9 protein-coding genes, 1 tRNA gene and 1 CRISPR repeat array are annotated in these 11,272 nt (G+C 35.8%); of the genes, 5 read left to right on the top strand and 5 right to left on the bottom strand.

Going from position 1 to position 11,272, the window contains the following annotated elements:
• Positions 1 to 273 precede the first annotated feature (273 nt).
• The 4 genes from G7Y57_RS17405 (at position 274) to G7Y57_RS17390 (ending at position 3,879) form a co-directional block, all read left to right on the top strand.
• Complete coding sequence (locus G7Y57_RS17405; RefSeq protein ID WP_165027180.1) at positions 274 to 1,542, top strand: cation:proton antiporter; 1,269 nt, start codon at positions 274 to 276, stop codon at positions 1,540 to 1,542.
• A 116-nt stretch (positions 1,543 to 1,658) separates the two neighbouring features.
• A complete protein-coding gene (locus G7Y57_RS17400) occupies positions 1,659 to 2,828 on the top strand; it encodes a TlpA disulfide reductase family protein (protein WP_165027178.1) in 1,170 nt (389 codons plus the stop codon).
• Positions 2,829 to 3,007: 179 nt separating this feature from the next.
• Positions 3,008 to 3,478 (top strand): transcription elongation factor GreA, encoded by a 471-nt coding sequence (gene greA / locus G7Y57_RS17395; RefSeq protein WP_165027176.1) that lies wholly within the window; start codon positions 3,008 to 3,010, stop codon positions 3,476 to 3,478.
• A gap of 8 nt (positions 3,479 to 3,486) precedes the next feature.
• Positions 3,487 to 3,879 carry an HIT family protein gene (locus G7Y57_RS17390; RefSeq protein ID WP_165027174.1) on the top strand — a complete coding sequence of 131 codons (393 nt, stop codon included), beginning with the start codon at positions 3,487 to 3,489 and terminating at the stop codon, positions 3,877 to 3,879.
• Between the two features lie 189 nt (positions 3,880 to 4,068).
• On the opposite strand, the gene G7Y57_RS17385 is transcribed toward G7Y57_RS17390, so the two are convergent.
• Positions 4,069 to 5,391 carry an NCS2 family permease gene (locus tag G7Y57_RS17385; RefSeq protein ID WP_165027172.1) on the bottom strand — a complete coding sequence of 441 codons (1,323 nt, stop codon included), beginning with the start codon at positions 5,389 to 5,391 and terminating at the stop codon, positions 4,069 to 4,071.
• A gap of 12 nt (positions 5,392 to 5,403) precedes the next feature.
• Positions 5,404 to 6,132 carry a DUF5020 family protein gene (locus G7Y57_RS17380; protein WP_165027170.1) on the bottom strand — a complete coding sequence of 243 codons (729 nt, stop codon included), beginning with the start codon at positions 6,130 to 6,132 and terminating at the stop codon, positions 5,404 to 5,406.
• 220 nt (positions 6,133 to 6,352) lie between these two features.
• Here G7Y57_RS17380 and G7Y57_RS17375 point away from each other — a divergent pair.
• Positions 6,353 to 6,427, top strand: a tRNA-Pro gene (locus G7Y57_RS17375).
• Positions 6,428 to 6,829: 402 nt separating this feature from the next.
• Positions 6,830 to 9,103: direct repeats of the CRISPR family, unit length 47 nt; unit sequence GTTGTGATTTGCTTTCAAAATTGTATCTTAGTTCATTGAAATACATC.
• A gap of 109 nt (positions 9,104 to 9,212) precedes the next feature.
• Here the strand turns inward: G7Y57_RS17375 and cas2 are convergent.
• The 3 genes from cas2 to G7Y57_RS17360 are packed head-to-tail and all read right to left on the bottom strand — an operon-like array spanning position 9,213 to position 11,063.
• Positions 9,213 to 9,551, bottom strand: a complete 339-nt coding sequence (gene cas2, locus G7Y57_RS17370) for a CRISPR-associated endonuclease Cas2 (RefSeq protein WP_050708797.1) — start codon at positions 9,549 to 9,551, stop codon at positions 9,213 to 9,215.
• Between the two features lie 12 nt (positions 9,552 to 9,563).
• Positions 9,564 to 10,499: a type II CRISPR-associated endonuclease Cas1 gene (cas1, locus tag G7Y57_RS17365; RefSeq protein ID WP_165027167.1), complete on the bottom strand. Its 936-nt coding sequence runs from the start codon at positions 10,497 to 10,499 to the stop codon at positions 9,564 to 9,566.
• A gap of 6 nt (positions 10,500 to 10,505) precedes the next feature.
• Entirely contained in the window at positions 10,506 to 11,063 is a 558-nt protein-coding gene (locus G7Y57_RS17360; RefSeq protein ID WP_165027164.1) for a hypothetical protein, read from the bottom strand.
• Positions 11,064 to 11,272: the final 209 nt, after the last annotated feature.

Genomic DNA, 11,272 nt, shown 5'->3' with positions numbered 1-11,272 from the left:
CATTTAGTCAAAGATCGCTTCTTTTTTTATCAACTTCAGGCGCTGCGTTCAGCGGTGAAGCGGGTGCAAAAGTAGAAAACTTTTAATTATACTCCAAATGTTTTATGAACTTATTTTGAAAATAATTAATGGGAAATAAACAAGGCTTTAAAAACAAAGACTTTAGACTATGAAAATATTTTTATTTTTATTTTTGGTTATTCTTATAATAACAGTTTTCACCATTTTTTATATTTTTACGACACTGAAAAAAAGAAAACCAACCCACACAATATGGAGCTATATTATTCCTTTTCTATACTTATAGTCATTGCGACCATCTTCTCTTATATAAATATCCGCTTTCTAAAACTGCCTTCAACTATTGGCATTATGGTAATCGCCATGTGCGTATCATTAGGACTTGTGGTAATTGGCAGTACAACCACTACGGAACCACTGCATAATTTTTCAACCTTAATAAAGCACATCGACTTCACCAAGGTATTAATGGGCTGTATGCTGAATTTCCTTTTATTTGCAGGAGCTATACATATTAACTTGCAGGATTTGAAAGAGCAGAAGTTTCCTATCGTAGTATTTTCATCGCTTAGCGTTGTAATTTCTACATTCGTGGTTGGCTTCGCTATGTACTATATAGTAAACGACCTCCTACCTCTACTTGATATACATTTTGAGATACCTCTTATATACTGTCTATTATTTGGAGCATTAATTTCGCCAACCGATCCTATAGCTGTACTGGCTATATTGAAAAAGGCTAAAGTTTCAAAATCTTTAGAAACGAAGGTTGCTGGAGAATCATTATTTAATGATGGAGTTGCTGTTGTCGTGTTTACACTTATCCTTAGTATTGCGCAAGGTGGTGAAAACTCTGCCGATATATCATTCGGGAGTGTATCGTGGCTGCTTGTAAAAGAAGTTGCAGGCGGATTGCTTGTTGGCTTTGGACTCGGATACCTGGCATGGCATGGTATGAGAACTGCTAATGACTATAAAATATCTGTTCTCATAACTCTCTCGGTGGTAATGGGTGGTTATTTGATTGCAACAGCAATGCACATATCGGGTCCATTAACTATGGTTGCTGCCGGTTTGATAATCGGTGACTCCCGTAGAAAAGGCCTTTCGAAGATGAATCAGGCAACATCTAATTACTTAAATGTATTTTGGGAATTGATAGATGAAGTTATGAATGCTATTTTATTCTTATTTATTGGCTTCGAACTATTACTGATTCCAGATCTTGGAGATTATTGGCTGGTAGGCATAATCAGCATTGTGGTCGTACTATTCGCCAGATATGTTTCTATCCGGATACCGACACATATTATTCCTTTCAAAAAGAAGTTTTCGAACGGAACGATCACTATTCTTGTCTGGGGTGGTTTACGTGGCGGGGTTTCAATCGCACTGGCTCTTTCTATAGCGGAAGGTGAACATAAACCTATTATAATAGCCGCAACTTATTTCGTAGTCGTTTTCTCCATAATAGTACAAGGTTTAAGTATAGGGAAACTATCGAAGAAGGTTCAAATATAAAAATGTGGATATTTAGCACCTATATATAAAGGTAGAGTTGGCAATTTTCTCTTTTTATTTAAATATCTTTGTGCCATTAAATGAATAATAAATAACAGTATAAATATAGATTATATATGAAAACACACCTCGCTACCAAATTGGCAATTATAATTGCAGGCATTATTTGTTTCGCTTCTTGCAAGGAGAAGCAACCTCAATTTGTTATTGAGGGAAAAATAGACGGTGCTGATTCAACTGTATTATATCTGGAAAGACGATCGCTGACGGAAGTAAAAACAATCGATTCGGTGAAAATAAGTAGCGATGGCAATTTCAAATTCGAAGAGGCTGCTTTGGGATATGCCGAGTTCTATTTGTTGAAATTGAACGGCCAAGTGGTTAATATAGCTGTAGACTCAACTGAGACCATTACCATCAATACATCAAAATCTAATTTTGCAACCGAATATACAGTAGAAGGTTCTGAGCAAACAAACCAAATTAAAGAAGTGACACTGGCACAATATAAATTGAGCCAAGCATTCAAAGATTTGAGCACAAAGTTCACGAACAAAGAATTATCTCAAAGCGAATATGTAAGTCAGGTACAACAAGCTATCGAGGACTATAAGAATTTGGCAAGATCTGTTATTAATTCCGATTATAAAAGTCTCGCTGCTTACTTTGCTCTCTTTCAGAAAGTAGATAGTTATCTGATTTTCGATCCAATGAATAAGAAAGACAGAATATTGTTCCAAGCTGTAGCTACGGCATGGGATCAATACAGACCTGAATCTCCGAGAACAGAGCAAATTCGGGAGTTTACCTTAACAGCTCTGGCGGAAGTAAAAAGATTAGCCAATCAGGAAAAGGCTCTTAATGAAATAGAAGCTACAGAGGCCGAATCCAGTACATTCTTCAACATATCGTTACCCAATATAAAGAATGAAGAGATTAGCCTTTCGTCTCTGAAAGGGAAAGTTGTAATTCTCGACTTCACCGCTTATCAGACAGAATACTCTCCGGCGCATAACATTTTAATCAATAATGTATATAGCAAGCACAAATCAGCGATAGAGGTATATCAAGTGTCTTTCGACTCGGATCTACATGTATGGCAAAACACAGCAACAAATTTGCCTTGGATATGTGTGAGAGATAGCAGATCTCTGAATTCTGAGCTATTGGCAAAGTTTAATATACAAGGTTTACCTACCACCTATCTAGTTGATAAAAACGGAAGTATAGTAAAAAGATTATCACCGAGTGACAACTTAGCCACCGAAATACAGCGAATATTGTGAAATAGCTAAAAGAATATCTGAATTTTGTGAAAAGATTTGGATAATACAAATATTAAAGCTTATATTTGCGAAACATACAAGCATAAAAGGAAAAGGAGTTCTGGCCTAAATCGGCAAGGATTCTTTTTCTTTTTGGCGCGTTAAACAGTAGTAAATGACGAACTTAAATTTAAATTATTATGGCTGCTACCTACATGACCGAAGAAGGTTACAAAAAGTTGAAAGAAGAGATTAATGTACTTGAGACTGTGGATAGACCTGCTATTTCAAAACAGATCGGCGAAGCTAGAGATAAAGGCGATTTGTCGGAAAATGCAGAATACGACGCAGCAAAAGAGGCACAAGGAATATTGGAAGCAAAAATCGCTCAACTAAAGAACTTGATTGCCAGTGCCCGTTTGATCAATGAAGATGCAATAGGCACCGATTTTGTGCAAATACTTAATAAAGTGACAATCCGCAACACCAAAAATAATCAGGAAATGACTTACACTCTTGTAGCTGAGAGCGAAGCTAACCTGAAAGAAAACAAACTTGCTATCAATACCCCTATTGCAAAAGGATTGATGGGCAAAAAGGTGGGTGATGTGGCTGAGATCAAAGTACCTTCGGGTATGATGAGTTTCGAAGTTATGAATATAACCCTGTAAATAGAAGGATGCCCAGTATTTTCAGTAAAATAGTTACAGGTGATATTCCATCGTACAAAATAGCAGAAGACGAAAAGTTCTATGCTTTTCTTGACATCAATCCGATGGCGAAAGGACACACTTTGGTTATACTGAAGGAAGAGGTCGATTATATATTCGACATTGAAGATACAATCCTTGCCGAAATGTCCGTATTTGCGAAGCGTGTGGCTAAGGCCATCGAAAATGCTATTCCTTGCGAGCGTATCGGATTAATGGTAATTGGATTGGAGGTACCTCATGCGCATATACATCTGATTCCGATCAATAAAGAATCGGACATGATACTATCTCATCCCAGAGTGAAACTGGAACAAGCTGAGTTTGACGAAATAGCTCAAAAAATAAGGGCGAAATTCTGATAAGAATAAAGTATCCGAAAAGGATAAGAGAAGGGATTGGTTCTTTATGAATCAATCCTTTTTCTTTTTATAACTATGCGTAATGATGACGAGATCACTCGTTTTAAAAACATTACAAAATAACACTCACAAAAAAAGGATGCTTTCATTTACGTAGAAGCATCCTTTCGTATTTTAATTAAGCTTAGTCTAACCTATCACATGCATTGCATCTAAAACAATCTTTAGTAAAAACAATGCAGCGATGATATATACCGTTGCTGACACATCTTTAGATTTACCGGCAAATACTTTAATGAAAGTAAAGCTTAGCATACCGAATACTATACCTTCGGCAATGCTATATGTAAATGGCATAAACACGATGGTAATAAATGCAGGTAATCCTTCTGTAATATCATTAAAATTGATCTTAGCCACTGACGATATCATAAACAATCCGACTATGACCAGTGCCGGAGCCGTAGCTGCCGCAGGAACCATCAAAAACAACGGAGCAAGGAATAGTGCCAGCGCAAACATTAAAGCTGTGCTAACGGCCGTTAAACCCGTACGCCCTCCTGAAGCGACACCCGATGCACTCTCAACATACGATGTGATAGTACTTGTCCCCAATACTGCGCCGATAGTTGTACCCAAAGCATCAGCAAAAAGGGCTTTCTTCATTTGGGGAAAATTACCTTCTTCATCTGCAAATCCGGCTTTAGACACAACACCGATAAGTGTACCAACCGTGTCGAAAAGATTCACAAAAAGGAAAGTAAATACTACGATCAGCATATCCAATGAAAGGATATGATCCCATTCGAACTGAGCAAATATAGGTGCAATAGATGGAGGCAGAGCAACTATCGATTTTTCGGGCAACGCTATATCACCAAGCGCAAAACCAAATACTGTAGCTACAACAATACCTATCAGTATAGCTCCATTTACATTTCTTGCAAACAATACTCCTGTCACCAGCAATCCTAAAAATGCAATCCAAACACTATGTTGGGAGAAATCTCCCAATGTAACTAATGTATTGGGATCGGTAACAACTATACCGGCTCCCTTCAAGCCGATCAAAGTAATAAACAGACCGATACCAACAGGTATAGCATCTTTTAAAACTTTGGGTATACTTTTTACGATTAATTCACGGACATTAAAAAATGTAAGAAGGATAAATATAATACCTTCTATAAATACTGCTGTCAAAGCAAATTGCCATGTGTAGTTCATTGTTAATACAACCGTAAAAGCAAAAAAGCTGTTTAGACCCATTCCCGGCGCCTGTGCGATAGGTAATTTAGCCAGAAAGGCCATCAGCAGAGTTGCTATTATTGTTGCCAAGGCTGTAGTTGTAAACAACGCCTCCCTATCCATCCCTGTGGCTGACAATATATTCGGATTCACTACCAGAATATAAGACATTGTAAGGAAGGTTATAATACCTGCTACAAACTCTCGACGAATAGTCGTCTTATTTTCAGTAAGTTTGAAGAATTTTTCCAGAATGTTATTCATTTTAATTTCGTCTTAAAAGTTCCATTTAGCGGCAATGGTCGGGTTTACATATACTACATTTTTGTTATAGCGGTAAAAGTTGTTACTAATTTCAATTTCGGTACCGAAAGATAAATTAGGAGTTACATTATACCAGAATTGAGGCTCGGTCAGTAAGATGATTTTCTTTCCACTTTCAAAACCGGCATGCGTACGAACCTTATTTTCTGTCCACACATCTAGAAAGCCAGATAGGGATACTTTATTCTTAAATAGATTCGCATTCCAAATACCTGTCCATTGAATATCATTACTTACTTTTTCAAACGAGTGATATTTATAAACCAGATAAGTACTCAAATTTACTCCTTTTATGTTTACAGCATAAGATGGTCCTACCAGATATGCATTCTCAATAGTAAAACCTGAATTATTGGCTGCCGACTTACCTGTTTTTCCAACTCCGCCATTAAACTCCGCATGAGCCATAATAGGTGACTTCCCCAATTTTATATCGCGTGCAATCTCCATGTAAGCAAGACCTATATTGCCTCTGCTCTGATTAAAATCCAAATCGACAAACATAAATGTAGACCCCCATTTGTCGGGTTTAAACATTTCGAATGTTACTGTAAAATAGTTCCTGTCAAATGAATCTCCATGCAAAGAATGTCTAGGATCGAAGTGCAACTGCAGATTCTGTGCTGAAACAAAGACTGTTAAAGCTAATAGACTAATGGTAAAGATGAGTTTTTTTATCATAGTTTTTTAAATTTTTCACAAAAATAGTCAAAAAAAGGAGTGTATACCAGACAAATCCTTTTTTAACAGACACAATTATTTACTTTGCTGTAACATATTGTATCAAAGCATATAAATAACCTCTACAATCAAACTTTTCGTCAAATGGAAAATTTTTCTCTCATTTTTATTTTGGATTATAAAAAATTGTCATATCTTTGCACCGCATAAACGAAAAGAACGGGATGTAGCGCAGTCCGGTTAGCGCACCTGCTTTGGGAGCAAGGGGTCGTGGGTTCGAATCCCGCTATCCCGACAATTCAAAATCAGAGAGTTAGATGAAAATCTAGCTCTCTTTTCTTTTTATACGTACACACAATTTGCACACAACTATTGAAATACAAAGAAAGGACTTGCCACCTATAAGAACTCTAAACGCAAATATTTACACTATCAGTTTTCATATTATTTCTTCTTTTTACATCTGATATACACCTTTCATAAAGAAAGAATAAACAAAGCAAGACTTTTCTAATAAATACGCTTTGAGGTACGAAAAGGAAGATTTATTAGAAAACCGTAGGGCTTGGTCTTGATGGTTTATTCTTTGTATATTTTTTTGTATAAAAGATGAAAAAAACATTCTTGATATTCGAAAAAATCATACCTTGGTTCATTGAAATATATCGCACAATTGGTTTATTTGCAAAGTGTCTTAGTTGTGATTTGCTTTCAAAATTGTATCTTAGTTCATTGAAATACATCCGAAACCGCCATCTAAGTATACGTAGTCGTGTTGTGATTTGCTTTCAAAATTGTATCTTAGTTCATTGAAATACATCGCAAAAAGAAGCCGCCGCGTCTATTGAATCGTTGTGATTTGCTTTCAAAATTGTATCTTAGTTCATTGAAATACATCTAGCCGTGTTACAGGGAGACATGAACGCGCGTTGTGATTTGCTTTCAAAATTGTATCTTAGTTCATTGAAATACATCTGATAACGTAAAAGCGCTATAACATGAGCGGTTGTGATTTGCTTTCAAAATTGTATCTTAGTTCATTGAAATACATCGTGTCTGTGTGTTAGTGCGTCTAGCGGGTGTTGTGATTTGCTTTCAAAATTGTATCTTAGTTCATTGAAATACATCAGCCTTTATATTAGAGTTTCCGCACCTTTTGTTGTGATTTGCTTTCAAAATTGTATCTTAGTTCATTGAAATACATCTTACTGCCTACGTTAGAGTCTCCGACCGTGGTTGTGATTTGCTTTCAAAATTGTATCTTAGTTCATTGAAATACATCGACCACGTTGTAGGAATGGAAGGCAACCAGGTTGTGATTTGCTTTCAAAATTGTATCTTAGTTCATTGAAATACATCAGGTCACCGCGTTCGCCGACAAGAAAGTAGGTTGTGATTTGCTTTCAAAATTGTATCTTAGTTCATTGAAATACATCTTACAAGCAGTGAATACGAAGCCATAGCGCGTTGTGATTTGCTTTCAAAATTGTATCTTAGTTCATTGAAATACATCTTAGCGCTAATTGATAGAATGTGTCATAGTGTTGTGATTTGCTTTCAAAATTGTATCTTAGTTCATTGAAATACATCAGCGTCTAGGCAAGAACATAACGGCGTACGTTGTGATTTGCTTTCAAAATTGTATCTTAGTTCATTGAAATACATCGAGTTGATATACTTGTAATCAGCATAACGGTTGTGATTTGCTTTCAAAATTGTATCTTAGTTCATTGAAATACATCAATGTCTCAATAGTCCGCGCATACGCGGGGGTTGTGATTTGCTTTCAAAATTGTATCTTAGTTCATTGAAATACATCGTATAATGGCATGAGAGACGCCCCGTCTTGTTGTGATTTGCTTTCAAAATTGTATCTTAGTTCATTGAAATACATCAGAAATGCAGTCCTAAGCGGTGCAGACCTAGTTGTGATTTGCTTTCAAAATTGTATCTTAGTTCATTGAAATACATCCCTTGCGTGTCGTCGTTCTTACCGATGTTTGTTGTGATTTGCTTTCAAAATTGTATCTTAGTTCATTGAAATACATCCAAATTGGTCTAGCAAGCTACTGAACGCCCGTTGTGATTTGCTTTCAAAATTGTATCTTAGTTCATTGAAATACATCTGATTAGTAGTAGCGTTGCGATCATTGATGTTGTGATTTGCTTTCAAAATTGTATCTTAGTTCATTGAAATACATCAATCCTGTGAAACCTTACATGCAGAATGCTGTTGTGATTTGCTTTCAAAATTGTATCTTAGTTCATTGAAATACATCCAACAAAAGGAAGCCCAACGTTTATACGATGTTGTGATTTGCTTTCAAAATTGTATCTTAGTTCATTGAAATACATCTTCGGTCGTTTTAGTTTCTGGGATAGGACCGTTGTGATTTGCTTTCAAAATTGTATCTTAGTTCATTGAAATACATCATGTTGTGCGAACAAAGCATGCGGATACCAGTTGTGATTTGCTTTCAAAATTGTATCTTAGTTCATTGAAATACATCATGTTGTGCGAACAAAGCATGCGGATACCAGTTGTGATTTGCTTTCAAAATTGTATCTTAGTTCATTGAAATACATCTAATAAGCCTGTCCTTTCTCAAGCCTTTGTGTTGTGATTTGCTTTCAAAATTGTATCTTAGTTCATTGAAATACATCAGCAAGGGCAGCGCGTTGATCATTTGTGAGGTTGTGATTTGCTTTCAAAATTGTATCTTAGTTCATTGAAATACATCCGTATAGCACGCGCCAAGAGTTTAGGATCAGTTGTGATTTGCTTTCAAAATTGTATCTTAGTTCATTGAAATACATCCTTCATCGGAAAGAAGACCGTCGCCAAGAGTTGTGATTTGCTTTCAAAATTGTATCTTAGTTCATTGAAATACATCCGAATAGCAGTTCATAGTCTGATACCACCGGTTGTGATTTGCTTTCAAAATTGTATCTTAGTTCATTGAAATACATCATACCACATAACAAGTATATGTATTTCAACACATTGCAAACACCATTAGCATTTGGAAAATCAATGTATTTCAAATAAAAATCCCGATAAATGTCGGGATTTTTATTTTCTAGAACAATTCAAGTTGTTGAGCTCCTGTTTTCTTTGATTCGGGACTTTTACCATAAAATAATTCCATCATTCCAAACTGTTTATCTGTAATACAGAGTATTCCGACATGCCCTTTTGCCGGAAGAAAGTTTTTCACTCGTTTGATATGTACATTTGCATTCTCGACACTCATACAATGTCGTAAATAAGTCGAAAACTGGAACATGGTAAACCCGTCTCGCTGTAAGTTTTTTCTAAAATCAGCGTATACTTTTCTATCTTTCTTTGTCTCGGTAGGTAGATCAAATAATACTAGAACCCACATAATACGGTATTGATTTAATCGGTCTTGCTCCATAATACCGACAGGTTACAATAATTCGGGATATTTAATTTTACGTAGTTTCCCTTCGAAACATTGATTTAAAGAGGCAGTTGTCTGACCTGCGGCAATCATCAAGGGACTTTTTTGTTTCCCCATCATCACATCTATGGTTGGTATTTGTAGCAGTTTGCTTTTTAACGAAGTCGTTAATTCGGTATAATCCTCGCCACTATCAACTATCGACAAAACTAATTCATCGACAAATGGACGATATGGTTCCATTATATCGTCTGCCAAGCAATAAGCATTGTATCGATTGTGGTGGTGTATGCCCAATGTAGGTAATAAACCACTTGCAACTAACGAGCGGGCAATAACCGCACGAAGAATAGCATATCCGTAATTTAGCAGGTTATTAGGTGGATTCTCTTCTCTGCCTCTTGTGAAATTATCAATCTGAGGAAAAGCTTCTTTCCAATAATATGCAGCTGCACGTGCTTCAAAGTTATCTGGATCGCCACTTTTTACTTCTCCTGCCCAGTGCATCATATTGCGAATATTACAAGACCTAAATTTCTTTAATACTTCTGCCTGATTGGTTATTTTGGCTTTGATGGTCTGTTGCCATAAGTTTTTCTTTAAAGGGTCAGAAGCATTAATCTGTGAGTTAAATCTTTCACTTTGTGTTTTGTTTCCGCATAATGGAAGCATCAGCCCTACAGGCATACGGCTACTATCGCAAGTCAAGAGAGCCGTATTGTTATCCAATAGTTTTTCAATAAGCCCATGTGTTAGGGTTATTTGTTTATGGTCGAGTACAACTACTCCTAAATCTTCAATCGGGAAGAGGGTTTCGCTTGCTTTTTTGAAGTTTTCAGGCAATGTATCGTTTTTCTCAACTTCGGGTAGTTTTATTACAAGCTGATTGTTACGCATACTGAGGTATGCAGGGTTTCCAAAGTAAAGTGTCTTTTTTATCATAATAGGTTAAATTGAGAGATTACCTAACCAATCTACATTTATTTTAATACAAGTATTTTGTATTTTCAAAGGTTTTTCTTTTGACTTTAGTTTCGTTTGTTCCTTTATAAAAATTTCGCCATGTTCAAAGGGGGAGCAGTCTCGATACGAGCCATACTCCACAAAGTGAAGCTCTTTTTTAGGAACAGCTTTGTCTTTATACATATTTTTTATTCTTTCTTTATCTTCATCTGATAATTCTTTGGCACAAGAAATGGAATTAGCATAATTATGAGGTATAAAAGAGCAATCTTTACCTGTGAATTTTACAACTTTATATAGACGTTTTGCAAAACTCATTTTATTCTCCTTTATTGTTATCCAATTTTTAAACTCATCTTTTGAGAAATCCCATATTGGATCTTCTTCGTTTATTGGTAAATAAACTAAATCATTTTGCTGTAATGTAAATAACACTCTATCTGGGGTCTCTTGAGGTTTTCCTTTTATTGGATATTTCTGTCCGTAAGCAAGCCTCGTTTCTTCTGCTATTTCTTGTTTAAAATTAAGGGTTCTATTTTTCAAGCTTCTTTTTGCTGTATCAACAGAATCATATAATGAAGCTATATCAAATATTCGTTTTTTACCCTTTTTATCTTCACTTTCCTGTATAATATAATTGAAAAGTAGTCCACTTAGTAATTGAAAAGTATACCACTAAGTGTCTCGGATGAGATTGGCTAAAGATATTTATTCTTCATCAGGTTGTAACATTTTTTTAGTTTCTTTAACTC

This window comes from Dysgonomonas sp. ZJ279, assembly GCF_011039205.1.
In the GTDB taxonomy this organism is placed as follows: domain Bacteria; phylum Bacteroidota; class Bacteroidia; order Bacteroidales; family Dysgonomonadaceae; genus Dysgonomonas.
Note: the sequence above shows the minus strand (reverse complement) of the source record. Positions and strands in the feature narration are given on the sequence as shown.

Bases quoted from the DNA above. Each gene is read 5' to 3' on its own strand.
- cas2 (WP_050708797.1), bottom strand. From the start codon at position 9,551: ATGGAGCAAGACCGATTAAATCAATACCGTATTATGTGGGTTCTAGTA.
- greA (WP_165027176.1), top strand. From the start codon at position 3,008: ATGGCTGCTACCTACATGACCGAAGAAGGTTACAAAAAGTTGAAAGAA.
- G7Y57_RS17380 (WP_165027170.1), bottom strand. From the start codon at position 6,132: ATGATAAAAAAACTCATCTTTACCATTAGTCTATTAGCTTTAACAGTC.
- G7Y57_RS17400 (WP_165027178.1), top strand. From the start codon at position 1,659: ATGAAAACACACCTCGCTACCAAATTGGCAATTATAATTGCAGGCATT.
- cas1 (WP_165027167.1), bottom strand. From the start codon at position 10,499: ATGATAAAAAAGACACTTTACTTTGGAAACCCTGCATACCTCAGTATG.
- G7Y57_RS17385 (WP_165027172.1), bottom strand. From the start codon at position 5,391: ATGAATAACATTCTGGAAAAATTCTTCAAACTTACTGAAAATAAGACG.
- G7Y57_RS17390 (WP_165027174.1), top strand. From the start codon at position 3,487: ATGCCCAGTATTTTCAGTAAAATAGTTACAGGTGATATTCCATCGTAC.
- G7Y57_RS17405 (WP_165027180.1), top strand. From the start codon at position 274: ATGGAGCTATATTATTCCTTTTCTATACTTATAGTCATTGCGACCATC.